Here is a 21,050-nt window from a genome sequence, read left to right as displayed (position 1 = left end):
CATTGAAATTATACTGCTGTCTAATCGATGCTTTACGAATAATCTGCATATACGTTAACATAAACATATGTGTGTTTGACGCTTACATATTTGAAGATAGAAGGTGGATCTATGATTGCTTTACTAAAATATTTAAAGCCTTACCGTACCGCCGCACTACTTGCTCCTTTATTAATGATGGTCGAAGTGATCATGGACTTAATGCAACCCAAATTAGTCGCTAGCATTGTTGATCAAGGCATCATGCAAGGTGATCTTGGACATATTCAGCAGACCGGATTGTTGATGATTGGACTCTCTTTGATCGGGATGTTAGGCGGCATCGGTTGTACGATCTATGCCAGTATCGCTTCTCAGCATTTTGGAGCAGATATTCGAGCAGAGCTGTTCCAACATATTCAGCGCTTTTCTTTTCATAATCTAGACCACTTTTCCTCGGGTTCTTTAATTACACGTCTCACAAACGATGTTGTGCAATTGCAAAATTTAGTGTTAATGGCTTTGCGAATGTTAGTACGTTCCCCTCTATTATCTATCGGTAGTTTGATTATGGCATTTACGATTAGTTTTAAATTAGCGATTATTTTGTTGATTGCTATGCCTATTTTGCTGATTACATTGATATGGATTATGCGAACTGCTTTTCCTATTTTCAGCCGGGTACAAGCGGAATTAGATCAGGTGAATACAGTCACTCAAGAAAATCTGGCAGGTATTCGAGTGATCAAAGCTTTTGTACGGGCTATCCATGAAAATAAACGATATGATGTCGTCAATCAAGATTATACGAATATAGCGATCAAAGCCAATCGGGTAGTCGCTCTAATTGGGCCGATTATGATGTTAATTATGGATGTCTGTATAGTGGCTGTTCTCTGGTTCGGTGGTGGACTGACCAAAACAGGTGCTTTGCCTGTCGGTGATCTGATTGCTTTTATCAACTATGCAACACAAGTACTAATGTCTCTAATGATGTTAAGTATGACATTGGTGTCGGTGTCTAGAGCTACTGCTTCAGCAGAACGAATCAATGAAGTGTTACATACTGAACCTGATATAAATGCTCCGGATCAAGCAATCACACCTGATCCAGAGCAAGTAGGGAAACTTGAATTTCGCGATGTTTCTTTCGCTTATGATGATGATTCTCCTGCGGTATTGGATCAAATTAGCTTTGTGGCTACAGCAGGACAGACGATTGCGATTCTAGGAGCTACCGGTGCAGGGAAGTCTAGCCTTGTTCATCTGATTCCGCGTATGTATGATGTCACCGCTGGCGCTGTGTTGGTGCAAGATGTGAATGTACAACAGTGGAATCTAGATCAACTACGAAGTTCGATAGGAATTGTGTTGCAACAAGCATTGTTGTTTAGCGGTAGTATTCGCGATAATATTCGTTACGGTAGACCTCATGCTTCTCAAGCAGAAGTAGAATCAGCAGCTAAAGCGGCACAAGCGCACGAATTTATAGAGAAACTGCCTGAAGGATATGATACGTTACTCGGACAACGGGGAGTCAATCTATCAGGAGGTCAAAAACAGCGTCTTTCGATTGCACGTGCTTTACTGATTCAGCCTCCACTTCTTATCATGGATGATAGCACCAGCGCTGTCGATCTGCGTACAGAAGCGTTGATCCAAAAAGCGCTTGAAGAACGATTGTCTTCCAGTACACGCTTGATTATTGCACAGCGCATCACTTCTGTACTGGATGCTGACCTGATATTAATTATGGAAGATGGCAAAATTATCGATCGTGGCGATCATGCTTACTTGATCAAACATAGCGTAACTTATCAAGAAATATATCGTTCGCAATTAGGACAGGAGGTCGAAGCTCATGGGTAATCCGATGATGCCTGGTCGAGCCGGGCGATCAAATAGCGCTCCTGTCAAAGCCAAAAATGCTAAAGGAACTGTACGCCGTCTCTGGGATTATTTACGTCAACAACGCAAAGGTCTATTGCTTGTTTTTATATTGACGTTATTAGGAACAGCTTTCAATCTGATTACTCCCTATTTGCTCGGCACAGTAGCTTTTGACCGATACATTTTAACGGGTAATTATACAGGTTTAGCCCAGCTGTGTGTATGGTTGCTAGCTTTATATGTGATCTCTAGTCTGACCAGTTGGATACAAGCTTATATTATGACTGCTGTTTCTCAGCAAACGGTATTTCAAATTAGACGCGATCTTTTCAAACACTTACATGACTTGCCGTTACGCTTTTTCGATACACATAGCAGCGGGGATCTTATGAGTCGATCGACAAATGATATTGAAAATGTAACGACTACACTCAATCAAAGTGTTGTACAGATTATGACCAGTGCTCTTACTCTTATGGGTACGCTCACGATTATGGTATTGCTGAATATTTGGTTAACGTTGGTGACACTGGTGACTGTACCTATTATGTTCTGGCTCACACGCTTGATCACCCGTCATACCCGTCGTTATTTTGGAGCACAACAAAAAGAATTAGGCGGACTCAATGGATATATTGAAGAAACGGTATCCGGTCAAAAGGTTGTTAAAGCCTATGTTCAGGAATCTCGCAGTCTAACCGAATTTAAAGAGATTAACAATCGACTACTTCATGCCAGTATTCGTGCACAGAGCTGGTCTGGTAATATGGGACCAGTGATGAACTTGGTGAACAATATCAGTTATGCGTTGATTGCTTTGTCTGGTGGATGGTTATTTTTGCAAGGGTTGACCAGTGTCGGTGTGATCGTCAGTTTTCTTAGTTACTCCAAGCAATTCAGTCGTCCGATCAATGAACTGGCAAATCAATTCAATCTACTGCAATCGGCTATTGCTGGAGCAGAACGAGTTTTTGAAGTATTGGATGAACGCCCTGAAAGTACAGAAGATGAGAAAATAGCTGTACATCAACTCCCTGCTCAAGTACATGGTGAAGTCATTTTTGATCATGTCCAATTTAGCTACAAAGAAGGATCACCGATTTTACGAGATGTTTCTTTAACAGCTAAGCCTGGACAGACGATTGCGCTTGTGGGCCCTACAGGAGCAGGAAAAACAACAATTATTAATCTGCTTACCCGTTTCTATGAAATTGATAGCGGTATGATTACAATCGATGGTGAAGATATTCGTTTACTGGATAAAGAAAACTTGCGTAGTCGAATCGGGATTGTATTGCAAGATGCTTATTTATTTTCCGGTACTGTACGCGATAATATTCGGTATGGACGACTTGAAGCAACTGATCAGGAGATTGAAGAAGCGGCGAAGCTGGCGAATGCTCATTCTTTTATTCACAAATTACCGGAAGGGTATGATTCGCTTCTCTCTGCCGATGGAAGCAATCTAAGTCAAGGACAACGCCAATTGTTAACGATAGCGCGTGCGATTCTTGCTAATCCATCGGTTCTGATTCTGGATGAAGCTACAAGTAGTGTTGATACACGTACAGAAATGCATATTCAGACAGCGATGAAACAGTTAATGCAAGGACGTACTAGCTTTGTGATTGCTCATCGACTGAGCACTATACGTGAAGCCGATCAGATTCTCGTGATCCAGAGCGGCGAAGTCGTAGAGCGTGGAACTCATGATGAGTTACTGCAAGCAGGTGGATTCTATCATGATCTGTATCAAAGCCAATTCAATCGTGTGGTGTAATATAAATATACAATAAAATCTTTTTTATTAGCTTATATGATTTTAATGGAAAGAATTTTGATTAAAATCATATAAGCTCACCTGAAAAATCAAACTAACCTTACATATGTATTTTTTTACTGTTATTTGCATTAGTATTATTTGAATGTTAAGTTATTAAAGGTTAATTTCAAAAAATATTTGGAGGTATCAAAAATGAAAAAGAAATGGAATACTATTATTTTAAGTACAGTAACAGCAATATCTATAGCAACCCCCACTGTAGTGCAAGCTTCAAGTACAGAAAATGCACTATCTGCTACAACACAGGCCACAGAAAACATACAACAAAAAATAGAATTATATGGTTTAAAAGAAATACAAAGTACATTAATAGAAAATACAGTGACACAAGTTACATATACTTCTAGAGATGAATATGGTTTTGAAACTAGTACTAATTTAACTATTACTACAGATATTAATAAAAATATAACAAATATTATTTCAAGTCCTTCTATAGGATTAAATATTCCTAACCAAGGAATTGAAGAGCAAAAAAGAAAACCTGGTAAACCAACAAAACCAACAAAACCAGTCAAAACAAATACAGTTCCTTATAAGCTTAACGGAGGAACAAATAGAGCTAGTTTTATTAATCAGCATGCATATGACCGTCATAAGTATGATCCGACGGTGAAGTCAACATCGAGTAAAACTCAATATGGAAAAGATGTAGACGTTAAGAAATTAAGAGAAAGTACAATGCATGACTATGATAACAAATGGTCTCAAACTGATTTAAGTGGAGTTACCACCACCACTTACGCAAAACGTTTCAATGACAATATAAGTACTAAAGATACATCAACTAGAGATCATCGAGTAATCATCAATCAAAATAACTCTGCCAAGAGCACTCAGTTTCCTTTAGGATTTTAAGATGAATATACAAAAATTCCAGACTTATATAGACCTAACAGTTGCTAATTGGGAAAATACTTCCATGGCAGATACCCTTAGAGAAATTGTTCGTAGTCAAAGACAATATGAAAACGATTATGTTGAAATACATCAATTGATAGAAATTTTTAAATCGGACGAAGAATCGGACTTTACTATTATTATTAATATTTCACGTGATTTGGATGATTTAGGAGAATTAATTGGATAAAATTTTTAAGATAAGAAAAGACAAATCGATTTGTCTTTTCTTATCTTAATAAACATATATAATTTTAAAAAAAATCATAGCAAGTATTTAATTAGATTACATATTTGGAGTTTCTTTACGTCCACCGAATTTGAATACCAGTATGCCACCAATAATCACTAGAACTCCGATTAATTTAGCCGGGGTAAACGGAATCTTCTCTAAGCCTAACCAGCCCAGTGAATCCCACAATAATGCTGTTCCAAGCTGTGCAGTCAGTACGATCGAGATCGCGTATGTAGGGCCTAATCGTCTCATTCCTTGCACTAGACAGAACACAACACCGACACCGATCATTCCACTGAACCAGTACCATAATTGTACATGCTGAAGAGTAAATGTATTTTTCCCTTCAAAAATCAGACTTGCTAGCAAAGAAGCAACAAATCCCATAAATAATACTAACATCGTTGTTGTCCACGAACCTGTTCGTTCATTGACTTTATTATTAAATACAGTCTGCATACTTACCAATGCTCCTGCTATTGCCGCCAAAAGAATACCAAATAATATCATGTCATGTCTCCTACCTTTGTGATCTGTTATTACTCATAAATATTATGCCCTGCTAATGCTTCTAACCCTGCTCGATTCTGGATCACTAGATACTCTGATGTTCGCTTGACCAATCCATCACGAACTAACTTCTGAATTACACGGTTCAAATGTCGATAACTCGTGCCGATCAGATTCGCTACATCGACCAGACTGGAAATACGCAATTCTTCATAACAATCTGCCGGATCTTCATCACAAGCTACAGATAGCATATAACTAGCTAATCGAATTTCTACCGGATACATTAGATTAAAGCGAGAATAGTTAGAACTGTTATAAAATTTACGGGTCATCATTTGTAGCAAAAATTGCAACAACTTCACATCTTCCTGACCATACTGGATCAACCATTTACGATGGATACGTAGAAAATGGACAGAAGATACAGCTTCAACTGTATTGATTACTTTGTCATTGCCGTTAATATACTCAACATCGCCTATAAATTCTAATGGTGTTTTGAAGCAAAGAATTAATGTCTTGCCTTCTTGTGAAGTAGTATAAATTTTTATTTTTCCATGAACCAATATATCCAGATGCTCGATATCATCACCTTGCGTACACAAAATATCACCTTGTTCCAAATGAAAAACAGATAGATAAGGAAATAAGACTTGAGGAATATGCGCTCCCAAATCGTGTAAATTCCAGTAATACTCTACCTGCGCTTGATCCTGAATATCATGTATTATCATGGATTCACCTTTTTGATTAGAATTTCAAAATAATCACGCCTGCAATCATCATCGCCAGCCCTATAAATTGAGGCATCTTCATCTTCTGCTTTACGACACCGAACCAACCATTAATATCGATTATAAATGTTAAGCACAACTGAGCAATCAACAGCGCTGAGATCGTTAATGTAACTCCAATCTGCTGGATCGCGGTAACTTCAGTAAAAATAATAATCGCAGCAAATCCACCACCTGCTAGGTAAAGGGGTTTGACTTTTTTGTAATCGCCAAGCTTACCATCACGTACAAACAACCAGATCAGTGCAGCGATAATAAAGCCTGTTAACTGCGTAATCGTAGCGGCTTGCCATGTTCCAATATCTTGACTGATACGTGTATTCGCTACCCCTTGTAACGTAATACAAGCTCCTCCTAGTAAAGCAAATAAGATTCCTTTCATCGTTGCTAATTCTCCTTATGGTTTAGACATTTCCTTGTACTCTTATTAAAAACGATCTTCCTCTTCAAGATAAAGGACATATGTCCTAAACCTTCTCATAAAAAATCCCCTTTACTTTCAAAGGGGATAAGATATCACTATTAACGTTTGCCACCACGACGTGCATTATCTGACGGACGACCTGAAGAACGACCACCACTACTAGGTTTCCCTGTAGAAGGACGGTTGTTGCGTCCACCGTTACTACCACTATTTTTGCCATACGTACGTTCTGTGCGAGCACTACCTGTACCTTCGCTACGACGTCCACCAGCGTTGCTGTTACTTCCAGCTCCACCGTATTCGCGTTTGCGATCTGAATCGCCTGCGGAAATCGTACGACCTTTAGAAGCATCTCTGCGGAAAGAAGGAGCTTCATCGGTACGACGAGTTGGTCTTGGAGCAGAACCACTACCTGAACGTGCTTGATCTTTACGACCATAACTACGTTCCGGGCGCTCACTGCGAGCACTTTGCTCTTTTGCTTCTGGACGAGCAGTAGTACGTGCAGAAGGTGTAGATTCTCTGCGTTCTCCACGTTTACCTGTGCCACCTTTACTTGCAAAACGATCACGCTCTGAAGTAGAAGAAGAACGACCACGACCGCCTGAACGTCCACCTGAAGATTCTTCGCGGTAAGCACCACGACGTGCATCTCCACGTTTACCATCTTTTTTGCGATCTTGATCACGAGATTTATGATTAGCGCGTCTGCCTGCTTTGGCTTCTACATTTGATAACAATTCACCAGAATCATCCGATTCGATTGAAGTACGAGCAATTTGACGCTCTAATTTCTGTGAAGTACCTTGTTCGATTGCTTGCAATTCATCACGATCATGTGGAGTTACAAATGTAATAGCTTTCCCTGTTTCGCCAGCACGACCTGTACGTCCGATACGGTGAATATAATATTCAGCATCTTGCGGGATATCATAGTTGAATACATGTGTAATTCCTTCGACATCAATACCACGAGCCGCTACATCAGTCGCAACCAATAATTGCAATTTCGCTTCACGGAACGCACGCATTACTTGCTCACGTTTGTTTTGAGACAAATCGCCATGAAGTTCATCGGAAGAATAACCTAATTCTTTAAGCTGTTGATTGAGTTCAGCCGCCCGTTTTTTGGTACGACAGAAAATCACTGCTAGATACGGCTTTTCTTTTTCTAAATATTCACGTAATGCAGGAAGCTTACCACGAGGGGTACACTCCACCACTAATTGACGAATTAATTTCAACGGTACACTTTCAGCAGGGCCTACACGAATATCTTTTGGTGTACGCATATATTGCGCAGATAGACGACGAATACCGTCAGGAATTGTTGCAGAAAATAGCATCGTTTGACGTGCTGGAGAAGTAGCATTGATCATTTTTTCAACATCAGGTAAAAATCCCATGTGTAGCATTTGATCCGCTTCATCCAGTACCAGTGTACGAATTTTCGTTAGATCCAGTGTTCCTCTACCCATATGATCAATCAGACGACCCGGCGTACCAACAACAAGGTGACATCCACCTTCAAGCTTACGTAGCTGACGTTCTACATCTTGTCCACCATAAGCGGCTAGAATACGTACACCTTCATAAGCAGCGGCTAATTTGTTTGCTTCCGTTGCAATCTGTAGAGCCAACTCACGTGTTGGTGCTATAATCAGCGCTTGAGGTGCTCCAACGGCGTTCAAGTTTAACTTTTCAAAAATAGGTAGTAAAAACGCTAACGTTTTACCTGTACCTGTTTTGGCTTGAACGATAGCGTCTCCGCCTTTAAGTAATCCCGGAATCGACATCTGCTGTACTTCGGTAGGCTGTGTGATTCCACTGGAAGCCATAAGCTCTACGACATTCGGCGAGATGCCGAACTCATTAAAATTTTTCAACTCTATTCACCCATTCTTGTGATCTTTATTCAGCAGCATTTCAAAAAATGCTCTCGTAAAAAGAAGCACCGGTAGATACCGATGCTTACATCTATAACGTCATTTAAAAGTCCGTAGTATGCCATTTTGGATAAACTGCTCTAGCGTCAATATACCGCTTATTTCTAGTTACGTCAATGTCCTGAAGACAATGCAGTTGTTCCTAATTTTTCAAGCAGGAGACGACTTTCTTCATTTAAGCCGCGAATATGCACTTCTTTGTTCACTGCTTTGTACTTTTCTTTGACTTTCGTAATCCCGATTACAGCCGAATGATCCCAAATATGCGAACGAGTAAAATCGATCACAATCTGTGCTGGATCATCAGTCGGTACAAATTGATCTACAAAGTAACTCATCGTTCCGAAAAACATCGGGCCACTCACTTCATAGACTTTTACCTGTTCTAACTGTTGGGATTCTACTGTACTTTGTTCTATAGAAGAAGTTGTCGTCTGTTCTACCTTGTTCAATAGATCAGGATTAGAAATAATATTGCCTGATTGCGTTGTTGAAGTAATATGGATACGAGACATTTTCCATCCAAATAGTAATGCACTCATTACTACACCCACACCGACACCGATTGAGAGGTTGTCGGTAGCTACAACAATCGCCACTACGGTCACCATAATAACTGCTTCTGATAAAGGAATCTTATGAATCGTTACTAACGATCGCCAGCTAAATGTACCGATTGATACCATGACCATTACACCCACAAGAGCACCCATCGGTGCTTCACGTACAATATTACCAAGCACTAATAATAAGAATAGTAAAAACACACCAGCAGTTAATGTAGACAATCTTCCACGTCCACCTGATTTGATATTAATAACTGATTGTCCGATCATCGCACAACCTGCCATACCACCAAAAAATCCATTGACGATATTAGCAATCCCTTGTCCGCGCGCTTCCCGATTTTTGTCGCTTTTGCTATCTGTCATTTCATCTAATATCGTTGCCGTTAACAGCGATTCCAGTAGACCGACAAAAGCAAGCGAAATCGAATACGGTAAAATAATCAACAACATATCCAGAGATACATCGATCATTGGCAAATGGAAAACAGGTGGTTGGTTTGATAATTGCCCCATATCGCCTACTTTACGTACATCCAGATGAAGAAAATACGTTAATAATGACATGACAATAATCGCAACCAATGGTGCAGGTACTGCTTTTGTAAATCGTGGCAAAATATAAACAATCGCCAGCGTTCCTATGACCATTGCATACATTATCCAGTTCGCCCCAACAAACTGCGGCAATTGTGCCATAAAAATAACAATCGCCAGTGCGTTAACAAATCCAGTCATTACCGATTGAGGGATAAAGGTAATAAATCGCCCGATCTTAAACCAGCCGAGTAATACCTGAAAAATACCTGCCAAAATCGTGGCTGCGAATAAATACTCGACACCATGATCGCGTACAAGATCAACTACCAGTACTGCCATTGCACCTGTAGCCGCCGAGATCATCCCGCTGCGTCCACCTGCAATAGAAATAACGATTGCGATACAGATTGAAGCATATAATCCAACCATCGGATCAACACCAGCAATAATCGAGAATCCGATCGCTTCGGGAATAAGAGCCAAGGCTACCGTAATACCCGCAAGAAGATCTCCGCGAATATTACCAAACCATTGTTGTTGTAGATTCATGATCATCCTCTTTCCTTGTTTGGAACATAACGAATCTGCCCGGACGTTAACAAACTTTCCGAACGAATATCGCAGACAGTATTCATTATGATATTAAATTCAACTAAATAGATTGCTTTCCTCTCGCGGGAAAACAGGAGCCGTAGGTACAGATAGATTTTTATTATACAAAATTTTCTCTATAAAACCTACATCTTTTTTGCTGAATGTAAAATATCTTGTTAGAGGTTCATCTGTAGTTGAATCGATTAATGTGTTACCGAAGATTGGAAATCACTTCGACTTCCTTTATTGGCATGATAAAATAATACGTCTCCATCTTTTAACTGAAATTCAAATCCCCACGGATCCACAAATTGCTTTTGAAATCCTTCCAGTTGCCATTGGTTCATCAGTGGAGCATTAATATATTGCAAATGTGGTTTCTGCAAATCATTGTTTTGAATCGTTTCTATATTAAAGTTAACCACAATATAACCATCCTTCAGAAATATAGAAGAGTGTTCATCTAATCCTTTAGAGCTGCTATACGCTGGATTCGATTGAATATTAGTATCAGTAGAGTCGCCTTCTGCTGTCTGCTTCCGATTCGTACTCGTCGATCCTGCAAATTGTTCTAACGCTGTGCCTTGCTTCACCACTAGAATATCCGCAGGTAGACTATATTCTCCATACCATTTCTGTACCGCTGCTAATGAACGCATCGTATCATTTCCTTCTGGCAAGTCAGTCTGTGGCCCTATCAAAGTACGTAGTGGTTGAGTCAACAATAGTTGAGTAAACGTTCCTACATTTACTTTGCGTATACGACTAGCTTTTTGGAACATTTGAACAGCTTCTTCTGCATTACCAGGGGATACGATGTTATTTCCTGATGATGAAGCTGATACAGATACCGCAGAAGATCCGTTTGAATAGGAAACTCCGTTATCTTGGTACACTTTTTGTGCTAAAGCTTGTAACTGCTGTGCTGTTATTTCCCATGACATCCCCGTAAGATTTTGCCATAGCGAAGTGGTCGCACGTTCCAGAATAACTTTCCATATCGAAGAAGTAGATGAACTTGGAGAGCTTGTTGTAACACCAGTTGTCGTACTGGTATTGCTTGGCATCTGTTCATTCTGTTGAGAAGTTTGAGTTTGTTGTAGCAACAGATCATACATATAGAGCGCTGTATTTTTCAATTCATCCGCAGGTACATTTCGCAAAGGATCATTCAAAATAGTATATCGCTGTACTTTATCTTGTGGTGAACCGATCTTTATAATATTTTCTGTAGCTGTCGAATAATACAAATCCACTGGAAAAGGAGTTCCACCCTGCCGCGGAACATAGCTAAACGTTGGTGTAATCCGTATACTGTCTTGTGCTCCAAACATATTGCCTTTGGTTTTGAGATCGAATTTGAAATGATAGCCTGTTTTGACTGCTAGATTACGATAAAATGGATGACTACCCTGACGAACAGGAAGTACATAAGGTGTAGTATTTCCGCGTGGTGCACCATCAATTCCATTTGCACCTACCCAATAGGAAGCATGATCAGGTACATCTATATTTTCCCATGGACGGAAAACAATTTGCCATGAATAATCAGCAATATCTGTAATATGAAAATCGTACACTCGACCAATCACATCAACAGGTACACTTTCAACAGCAACATGATTGTCCAAAGTCACATTCGCATTGTGTTGTACTGTAAAAGAAGAAGGTGCATTTTCAGCTATCGTCCGAAACAGTATCTGATATTTCCCTTCATCTACCCATACCGGCAAAAAGAAAAAAGTATCTAACTGCGTCACTGGCACATCTACCCATGTGTTTTTCGGAATAAATGTCGTCTGTTCCTTGTTATACACATCGAATGGAAATTGTACTTGTTTGGTACGGATATACTTTGCATAATCCCGATTACCATAACCAGGATACGTAACATGCTGTCCGGTTGTAGGAATTCGTACAGAAAAAGGACGATCTAAAATTAAAGCAGAACTGTATAGATCCGGTATTGTTTTCTGATTATGCTTCTGGTCATCCGAGACAAGTGAGTAATTTACAACAGGTGTATGTACGGTTACTGTATTAATGCCTGTGATCGGAAAATTCTGATCTCCGCTACCATTTACATGCTGCTCTAACATCTTGTAAAAGATCGTTCCTGTTGCTGTTGTATTGGCTTTGTTGATAAGCTTGCTACTAATAAGCTGTGAACCTACATATAATACTTTTTCGCTGGAATCTTTGAATGATCGAATTTGACTTGGTACTGGGATTTCTTTAGGCGTAGGAGCTGTTTTTAGAATCCATTCCCCATTCATCACTTCGGTATCTTTGTTATTGAAAGAAAACTGAATAGCATCATTTCTTACTTCTGCATCATCTGTATTACCTTCGGCAATACGTTTTAATTTTGACTCATCATTTGGTACTCTTGGACGACCCTGTTTACCGCCATCTAATGTTGGTGGGCTGTATTTTACTGGAACGTTGTCATCGGGTTTAACATGGTCTTCCACTTTATCACTGTGTTCTTGCTTCAAGTTAGGTAGAGTATAACCAGTCGTAGGTATAGAGACTTTTCCACCAGGTAGAGCATAGTTAGACATTGTTGCTTTATCCAGACCAAGTACTTCAAGTACTTTAATTTTCCAGTAATCATAGTCTCTTGTGTACGAAAAATGATATGTCTTGATATCTGTATCTGATTTAGAAACCCAACGTTCATTATCTCCACTTCCGCGTTTTTCTTTCCACTTGAGCTTATACACTACTTTGACTTTACATTTGTATTCTACTTGTCCATCCATGTTATCAAAGGCATGCTGGAACAAATAATTATAGCCCCATGCATTGGCATATAAATGCTCAGAAGTCGGTATTGCCCGTGTCGCATCAAAATGGCGATCGTTAGTATTGTCATCTGCTAAAATATGACCTTGAGCTTGTGGATTTAATAGTGATTTATTGGTTGTCGTTTTCACAGACGGTGGCAAGATTGTATATTCGCAAAGACTATCTTCTTTTGGAGGCTCTGGAGGTACAGTACATCCTTCTGCATCAGGATCAAGCTCACATGGATCTGTAATTGCATCATAATACTGATAAGCAATATACTTCTCAAAAGAGCCTGTGTATTTGAATTTAGGTGGATCGCCTGTTAGCATTTCACCTGTAGGGTCTTCACCGGTAGTACTCTTTTTATAGCCGATATACTTGTACTTTTCATTTTCTGGATGAGTAAGATCATACTCAGTACCTGGTTTCATCTCTTCGATGCGAGGAGGGAAAACATCATTGAGAGATTTCCCATCCTTAGTTTTGTAGTAAACTTTTAATTCTGAATCCAGTTCGATTGTGAATAAAACGGGAGCATATATCCGATAACCTTTAACTCCCTCATTACAACGATCTCCACAATCTCCAGTAATATTTTTAGTCTTTCCAGAATCGGTATTCAATTTCATTTTAATTTTAAATGGGATTGAGGCAGTGTCTGTTCCAATTCCAGAGGTAGAAAATGATAGTTTGTTTTCTTCTCCTCCATTAGATACAACTTCCTCATAAGTTTTCCAAGAATCAGTACGAGAGGCATTAAAATAAACTAGGTTTTGAGTAGTAGGTTCAAATTGTTCCGCAGTTATACTTTTTATTTTACGATTAGGGAACTTAAAAATATAGTCCTGAGCGGCCTCTCCAAAGTCCCCTACTTGAGGTTGTTTGCCTAAATCCCAAGTATTTCCGAACCACATATCAAAGTACATCATACCTACAAAATAACGATAGTTTGCATCTGTTGCGTTATCTTCTTTATTTTTATAAAAACTAACTGGTGTAACAGCATTATTTGATTCAGCAGCAAAAGAATTATGATTCGCTGGGAATATTAAAGTTGGAATTGAGAATATAATTAATAAAACTACAGAAATAAAAGCGCGATATTTAAATAAGCTCGAAGCCATATTAGTTTCTCCAAGGATTAGTTATAAGAACCAAATTAGTATTAGAAGCATTAATCAAGTTAATATATTTAATATCTTCCATAGACAAATGTTTTTTATCAATGATTCCATCTAAGTCGACATCAGCTCTTGAATAGATTTCGTAAAAGTTGTACTCGGTACCATCCGCATTTTTTTTAGTCATGTCTTCTCTTGGCATACGATATCGACCATCTCCTTTTGCTGTAAGGAAAAGAATATTGTTAGTGCTTCCAGTCGAACGAACCTTTAAATATTCAACATCTCCTCTAGTATAGAGCTCCATGCTGTAAATAGAGACATCATCAATAGTTACGGCTGGTAAATCATCGAACTTGACATTAACAACACCAGTATAAGGGATCTTTCCATGGCTTTTCATAAAATAAAAATTATTTCTCATTGAAGAAAAATACGTTCTATAAGGTTCAATTGATTGTGGTTTTAAGTTTAACTCATCAACTGTTGGAGCTTTTTTACTTCCAATCCACACCCACTTGCCAATCTGATCCCAATTCACTGTCTGTCCTAATCCTTCACTTACCAGACGTAGCGGTACAAACGTGCGACTTTGCTTCAAAATAATCTTACTATCATACGTCTTACTCTCACCATCTACGACTGCTGTAGCTGAACCGACTGTCATCGCTACACTGTGTTTATCAGTTTTCAAAGTAACGATCTGTTTCCCTCCAGCTTTACTCCAGCCTACTTTAGCACCTAATTTTTCAGATACAAATCGAATAGGCACCATGACAGCATTGCTATCGTCTTGAAAAGGTTTGGCATCTGGAAATGCCATTTTTCTAGCATCCAGTAGCACTTCGATTTGTGGTTTATTGGTCGCCGCATCTACTTTAGGCATAGTTGCGCTTACTCCTGTAAATAACATCGTTGCCGCAAGTACAGTCATCATTTTCTTTTTCATTTTCTTTCCCCCTGAATAAAATATAGGCATTATAGACTAATATGTATCTTAAGAACTACAAATTTTATTATAAAAGATAATTCACTTTCTTCCAAGACCTAATCTTTATAGCTGAATTTGGAAAAATAATCACCTTTGTATTCGATACCTATAGAGAGCATATAAATAAATTACATAAAAAAAACGGACTACTCCCTAAAAAAAGGAGTAGCCCGTATGCTTTACGAACAAGTAGGTATTAAATTATATCTTTATAAGTATATCGACTCAGAAAGAATACCATACCATTTGAAATCTGTAAATCACAAATCATAAAGTTTCTTCTAAAACCGACCTGATTTGAAAATAGCATAAAACAGCCAAATAACCATTAATGTAGCTATCACAAACCCAATCTCGACTACAGGGAATCCCCATAGAATAGGTGTCTGATCCCGTAACGATGAACCGATAATCAGACCAACCATAATAATACTAAAAGCCAGCAAAACTATACTAAATGCCAATCGGTTACTGATCTGATCCATTTTTTGCATCATATCTTTAACTTCAGGCACGCTGACTTCTATACGCATTTTACCAGTCCGAATCATACGAGATAATTCTGACGCTTGCCTCGGCAGATCAGTTAGCATTTCTACTGCGTGCAATGCCCCGTCTGTAATACGTTGACGAACTTTACTAGGTGCATATTTATCTCGTAACAACTTACGTCCAAAAGGCTCTGCCATACTCAAAATACTAAGCGATGGATCTAATCGTTCGATGACACCTTCAAGTGTAATCAATGATTTGCCCAGTAACGTCAAATCCGGTGGAATCCCGATCCGGTAACGGCGCACAACATCAAACATTTCGTTCAATGCACTACCTAAATTAATACGAGAAAAAGGAACATCATAATACTGCTCTCGCATACGTTCAAAATCACTGCGCAATGCAGACATATTCACATCTTCCGGTACAAAACCTAGCCTCATCACCGCACGAATCATACTGTCTGTATTTTTACGTAACAACGCGATAATGAGGGCTGTCAGATGACTTTTCATTTCACTACTCAGTCGTCCCATCAATCCAAAATCAAGAAAAGCAATTCGTCCATCACGCAAAGCAAGCAGATTGCCTGGATGCGGATCGGCATGGAAAAAACCGTCGATAAAAATCTGTTGCAACATCGAATCGACCAGATGTTGCGCAACATTTCCCAAGTCTAATCCTTGCTCTATAATCTCTTCTCGTTTACCCAAAGCAATCCCGTCGATATATTCCATCGTCAATACACGCGCAGAAGTATAATTCCAGTATGTCACAGGAATATGGATATTCCGATCACGTTCAAATTGACTCGCTATCCGCTCCATATTACGTCCTTCAACACTGTAATCTAATTCTTCACGCATCGACTTGGCAAATTCTTCAACGATTTCTTCTAGTTGATATTGAGAAGCCCATTCCATATGCTTTTTGATTAACCCTGTCAGATCACGCAAAATTTCCAAATCACGATTGATGATGCGTGATACGCCAGGACGCTGTACTTTAATCGCTACTTTTTCACCCGAATGTAACGTACCCAAATGAACCTGTCCGATAGAAGCTGCCGCTACAGGTACATCTTCAAATGATTCAAATACTTCTTCGATCGGCAATCCTAGCTCTAACTCGATAATCTTGCGTGCTTCGGTGGCAGGAAATGGAGGGACTTGTTCTTGTAACTTGGTTAATTCTTTAACAATATTTTCAGGTAAAAGATCAGAGCGTGTACTAGCAAGCTGACCTAACTTTACAAAAGTAGGGCCTAGTTCTTCAAGTACCAGACGGATACGTTCTCCTAGCGTGCGAATACCGTGTACTTCACGACGTGCCAGTCGAAGCGGAATCGCTAGCATCTGGTGTAATCCGAGTTCCTCGACCATATAACCAAAGCCATGACGCATGAGCGCCATGGCTATTTCTCTATACCTTCCGGCATGCCGGATATGAAGAGCCATCTTATTCCGGTTGTTGCGGTGATTCCAGTTCGGCAACACGCTTCTCTAGAACCGTAATCCGCTCATTCAATTGTTCTGTTGTTTCCTTTGTTGGCACTTCCAGTTCAGTTAGCACTTTCTGAACTTGTCCACGAATCCATGTTTTCACTTGGTTCTGTTCTTCTTCTCCACGATCCATTAGCTTGTTCACCAATGCACGGGATTCAGAAGGAGCCAATTCTCCACGTTTTACTAAATCTTCTACCGTTTTTTCTACTTTTTCTTTACTTACAATCGTAAGTCCAAGACCTAACGAGACTGCTCTTTTGAATAAATCGCTCATTTTCATTCCTCCTGTTGTATACTTTCATTCATTAATACAAGTATTCTTTACCAAACAGAAGCCCTGCACATTGCCATAGTCCGGTCACTTGTTTATGACCGACTCATGGCAACATGCCCATGTCTTTTTCGATCTGTTATTAGTATAACGTCTAAAAGCAGATATGCCTAATTTCTGTATATACTCTATGATTGATATGGCTAAATAGGTTGCTCTACAGATCTGTAAAGATATATTCTAATGTTCAGTATCCAGACCAGCACCCCAAAGCATACTTTGCACTACAATTTTGCGATACTCGGGATACTCAAAAGAAGCTGCATGATGTCCTGGCATCAAATACACTATTCGACCTAAACCATACTGAGAACACCATGCTGCTGGCCATGTGGTTCCATCCAGATTATACTCCATTAATATCGTACGTTCTGCTGCCGATAGTAACGAAAACTCATAGGGTTCTTCATCCATCGAAAAAGAAGAAATACCTTTCATAATCGGATGACTTGGTGAAGATACACACATATCCAACTGCTGATAATCGGTATGTCCGCGGTAGACTGCCCCCATTAACAACTTCATCTCATGACGCTGTTCTTGCATTGATACGCCTGCATGGATAATTAATAATCCGCCACCATTCACAACATATGAGATAATGCCTGCGGTATGTTCAACACTGAACTTTTTGTCAAACGTATCTGTATACGAAATACACAGATCATAAGCTTCCAAACGTTCAGCAGTGAACATATCGTAGTCATCAGTTACATGTAATTCCCAGCCTTCAGGCATCAGCTTACGAATCTCTTTTTCAATTGGTTCTAGTGGGTGATATGGTGCTTCTTGATGATAATCTCCAATTAAAATAGCTTGCTTGATGTAAGTTTTGCGATCAGGTTGTACTTTCATAAGACAAGTAATCTCCTTTACATAGAGTGTCGACAGAAATTCCGCTTCTTATGTATGATTACCCTTTTCTTGCAAAAATCCGACAAACAAATATATTTAATTACATTTTATTTGTATTCAAGTACGAGAAAAGAGAAACGATAGATAGAATCAGGTATTCGCTTATTTGATATTAACGCGGACTATCGTACAACGGAATATGACTAAGCGCGAATGCATCAGACTTGGGAGCATAATGCACTTTCTTTTTGGTATCTTCTAGATTCAGACGCTTAAACCGATTATCCGAGATGCCATGAAGGATCGTAAAAGGCTCAAGATCAGTAGCTATCATCGATTTATAAAATAGATCACACATATCTGCTGGACTAAGATAAGCGCTCATATCACGTGCTTCAAGTGTCGGCCCCTCTTCCTTGAAATCATCATAGGCTCCAATACGAATCGCTATACTCTGTAGCCCTTCGGTATAGGCAAAATACGAAGCTAACGATTCGCCAAAACATTTGCTGACTCCATACAGATTACGTGGTCTTGTCGGTGTATCGGGATAAATCTGTGCATCGATGGGATAGCCTTCGATCGTCTGTGCGCTACTTGCTAGAATCACTCGCTGTACCCCTTGATCTTTGGCGGCACGGAAGATATTAAATGTACCTTTGATATTGTTATCTAATAATGATTCGTAGAATCCTGAATCTGGCAAAGGATCACCTGCTAAATGGATGATAGTATGAATTCCTTTACATGCTTGCTGACAGGCTTCTGGATCAGTGATATTGAGGGTGATGATCTCGTGCTTCGTATTCTGGTAATTCTGTAATCGATCGATATACAGATCAGCCAGACGTAATTGGAATTTATCTTGTAAATAAGCGGTCAGTTCACTGCCAATTTTGCCAGCCGCTCCAGTGATAAGGATATTCATAATTCAGCTCCGATTCTGTATCCAAGTGATGTAACTTACCAAACTATATAATTTGTTCGTAAACTTAATATAAACAAATTTTTTGACTTATTAAAAAAACACTTTAGATTTAACTTGCTTTTCAAAAAATTGACTAATTATAAGGTGAATCAAGTTCTTCTATAAATAGACCCAAATTTTCAATATCGTTAAATCTATTAAAATCATTCTTCTCTAATCCAATATACATATAATAATCATAGCCGAAATGAACAAACATTTTAGAATTACTCAATTTTCCCCATAAATAACCACGAAGAATCAACTTACATAGATCAAAAACTTTTGATTCCTTAATAATTTCTTTTTCTTCTACTGAACGAAAAATTTCTATCATACTAGGTGTCGAATAAGGATCTTCTAAAATAGAATTTATATCACTTTTTTCTACATCAACTATTTTAAAACAAGACACTTCAGATTCTTCCATGAAAACTTTTATAGCTTTAGTGTAATTATTTTCTACTTCTAAATAGTTGCTCAAAGTAAATTCTTTTGCATTATATATCTTATTAATATCTGAATAAGCTGTCCATTCTTCATCTTGATAATATCCCTTATCATTTCTTTTTGTAGGGTTGTATTTTGTGACCCTCCAGCTGTTCATATCAATCAATCTCCCATTCTGTTTAATTCAGCATCATAAGTTCCCATGCGACTTTCTTTGTTTCTTAAACCTTCGACAGACGTAGCCATTTTCCAATAACCTCCTATATGACCATCTACATCAAACGAAATAAACACTTTCTTCCCCTCATTTTGGCCTTTATAAACAGCTTGACCGTGCGACCTATAATTCGTTTTTACAAACCCGAGCTTTTCAGCTTTATATTGATGACTTATTTGTGTTTGTTCTTCATTGCTGTCTTTTGTAGTATTGGATTCATTTTTTTCACCTAATCTATCTTTCTTTGTAGACATATTTCTCACATAATTATTTGTTAATGCATAGTTGTTTGTTAATGGATAGTTGTTTGTTAATGGATAGTTGTTTAGTAATTTAGTTGAATTTGTATAAATTCTTGGAAAAAATCTTCTAAACATTCCTTGAAAGACACTGCTATTATTAATATTTTTATTTGTCACAAAATTCGAATATGATTGTGAATTAATCTCCATGCGCTGTATAGCCAAGTCTTCTGAAATAGTATTTGATTTTTTTTCTATATCAGTTCTTTGCAAAGCCTGATTCCCCAGTTCTGTCGCTTCACGTTCTAGACCTTCATCATCGTTCACAGGTAATCCTTGCATCAACTGCATCGTTGGTTGAACACGTCCTTGTTTTTGTTGTACGACATGCCATGCTTCATGAGGGAGATGCTGTTCTTGTCCGGGACCTAGATGAATATCGGTTCCCTGTGCATAGGCAAGTGCATTGATCTGTGCAGGTGCAGACGAGTTGCGATGGACACGTACATCAGACATATCTAAGCCTGACATACTTTCAATACCTTGCTTGAGAGTGTCTGACATACCAGTCTCATTAGGAGTCAGAGCAGGTTCTTGTACTCGTTGAACAACAGCCTCATTTTGTATGATAGATTCATTCGCTAGTGACTTCATCTGTTGTATAACTGCTTGGTTGCCTATCGTCTGTTGCATCTGCATCAATTGAGCAGGAGATAGATTAGATACTGCTGTGTTAGAAGATAATTCTAATGGAATAGACTGACGTTCTGGATAAGCTTTTACTGTAGGAGAATCAGTGTAAGACTTAGAAACGCTGCTTAATGAATCGTTCGATTTGGATGAACGCATTGTAATTCCT

General features: G+C 38.8%; 17 protein-coding genes. 4 read left to right on the top strand and 13 right to left on the bottom strand.

The genetic code is table 11. The annotated features are described in order from the left end of the window. Nucleotides 1–111 precede the first annotated feature (111 nt). The 4 genes from ACFSGI_RS21405 (at nt 112) to ACFSGI_RS21390 (ending at nt 4,802) form a co-directional block, all read left to right on the top strand. Entirely contained in the window at nt 112–1,848 is a 1,737-nt protein-coding gene (locus ACFSGI_RS21405; RefSeq protein WP_204826223.1) for an ABC transporter ATP-binding protein, read from the top strand. Continuing rightward, entirely contained in the window at nt 1,841–3,649 is a 1,809-nt protein-coding gene (locus tag ACFSGI_RS21400) for an ABC transporter ATP-binding protein (RefSeq protein WP_204826222.1), read from the top strand. The genes ACFSGI_RS21405 and ACFSGI_RS21400 overlap by 8 nt, the downstream gene beginning before the upstream one ends. Before the next feature lie 195 nt (nt 3,650–3,844). Beyond that, nucleotides 3,845–4,570, top strand: a complete 726-nt coding sequence (locus ACFSGI_RS21395) for a hypothetical protein (RefSeq protein WP_204826221.1) — start codon at nt 3,845–3,847, stop codon at nt 4,568–4,570. A gap of 1 nt (nt 4,571) precedes the next feature. Further along, nucleotides 4,572–4,802 carry a hypothetical protein gene (locus ACFSGI_RS21390; protein ID WP_204826220.1) on the top strand — a complete coding sequence of 77 codons (231 nt, stop codon included), beginning with the start codon at nt 4,572–4,574 and terminating at the stop codon, nt 4,800–4,802. A 96-nt stretch (nt 4,803–4,898) separates the two neighbouring features. Here ACFSGI_RS21390 and ACFSGI_RS21385 read toward each other — a convergent pair whose 3' ends face one another. From ACFSGI_RS21385 to ACFSGI_RS21325, 13 genes are all read right to left on the bottom strand, one after another. Continuing rightward, nucleotides 4,899–5,354 carry a DMT family transporter gene (locus ACFSGI_RS21385; protein ID WP_204826332.1) on the bottom strand — a complete coding sequence of 152 codons (456 nt, stop codon included), beginning with the start codon at nt 5,352–5,354 and terminating at the stop codon, nt 4,899–4,901. Between the two features lie 32 nt (nt 5,355–5,386). Further along, nucleotides 5,387–6,088, bottom strand: a complete 702-nt coding sequence (locus ACFSGI_RS21380; protein WP_204826331.1) for a Crp/Fnr family transcriptional regulator — start codon at nt 6,086–6,088, stop codon at nt 5,387–5,389. 22 nt (nt 6,089–6,110) lie between these two features. Continuing rightward, nucleotides 6,111–6,536 (bottom strand): DMT family transporter, encoded by a 426-nt coding sequence (locus ACFSGI_RS21375; protein WP_204826219.1) that lies wholly within the window; start codon nt 6,534–6,536, stop codon nt 6,111–6,113. Between the two features lie 140 nt (nt 6,537–6,676). Continuing rightward, nucleotides 6,677–8,464: a DEAD/DEAH box helicase gene (locus ACFSGI_RS21370; RefSeq protein ID WP_204826218.1), complete on the bottom strand. Its 1,788-nt coding sequence runs from the start codon at nt 8,462–8,464 to the stop codon at nt 6,677–6,679. Nucleotides 8,465–8,637: 173 nt separating this feature from the next. Next, the gene (locus tag ACFSGI_RS21365) at nt 8,638–10,179 is read right to left on the bottom strand and encodes a SulP family inorganic anion transporter (RefSeq protein WP_204826217.1); all 1,542 of its coding nucleotides are present in this window, start codon (nt 10,177–10,179) and stop codon (nt 8,638–8,640) included. A 248-nt stretch (nt 10,180–10,427) separates the two neighbouring features. After that, a complete protein-coding gene (locus ACFSGI_RS21360) occupies nt 10,428–14,141 on the bottom strand; it encodes a DUF5704 domain-containing protein (RefSeq protein ID WP_204826216.1) in 3,714 nt (1,237 codons plus the stop codon). A gap of 1 nt (nt 14,142) precedes the next feature. After that, a complete protein-coding gene (locus ACFSGI_RS21355; protein ID WP_204826215.1) occupies nt 14,143–15,087 on the bottom strand; it encodes a copper amine oxidase N-terminal domain-containing protein in 945 nt (314 codons plus the stop codon). A 323-nt stretch (nt 15,088–15,410) separates the two neighbouring features. Beyond that, nucleotides 15,411–17,081, bottom strand: coding sequence for an ABC1 kinase family protein (locus ACFSGI_RS21350; protein WP_204826330.1), 1,671 nt, complete (start codon nt 17,079–17,081; stop codon nt 15,411–15,413). Nucleotide 17,082: 1 nt separating this feature from the next. Beyond that, on the bottom strand, nt 17,083–17,403 hold the full coding sequence (locus ACFSGI_RS21345; RefSeq protein ID WP_204826214.1) for a phasin family protein: 321 nt from the start codon (nt 17,401–17,403) through the stop codon (nt 17,083–17,085). A 237-nt stretch (nt 17,404–17,640) separates the two neighbouring features. After that, the gene (locus ACFSGI_RS21340) at nt 17,641–18,315 is read right to left on the bottom strand and encodes a ThuA domain-containing protein (RefSeq protein WP_204826213.1); all 675 of its coding nucleotides are present in this window, start codon (nt 18,313–18,315) and stop codon (nt 17,641–17,643) included. 172 nt (nt 18,316–18,487) lie between these two features. Next, complete coding sequence (locus ACFSGI_RS21335; protein WP_379284332.1) at nt 18,488–19,243, bottom strand: NAD-dependent epimerase/dehydratase family protein; 756 nt, start codon at nt 19,241–19,243, stop codon at nt 18,488–18,490. A 133-nt stretch (nt 19,244–19,376) separates the two neighbouring features. Continuing rightward, nucleotides 19,377–19,889 carry a hypothetical protein gene (locus ACFSGI_RS21330; RefSeq protein ID WP_204826212.1) on the bottom strand — a complete coding sequence of 171 codons (513 nt, stop codon included), beginning with the start codon at nt 19,887–19,889 and terminating at the stop codon, nt 19,377–19,379. Between the two features lie 5 nt (nt 19,890–19,894). Next, on the bottom strand, nt 19,895–21,040 hold the full coding sequence (locus ACFSGI_RS21325; RefSeq protein WP_204826211.1) for a toxin C-terminal domain-containing protein: 1,146 nt from the start codon (nt 21,038–21,040) through the stop codon (nt 19,895–19,897). Between the last annotated feature and the right edge of the window lie 10 nt (nt 21,041–21,050).

Source organism: Paenibacillus nicotianae, from assembly GCF_042681745.1.
Classification (GTDB): Bacteria; Bacillota; Bacilli; order Paenibacillales; family Paenibacillaceae; genus Saccharibacillus; species Saccharibacillus nicotianae.
Note: the sequence above shows the minus strand (reverse complement) of the source record. Positions and strands in the feature narration are given on the sequence as shown.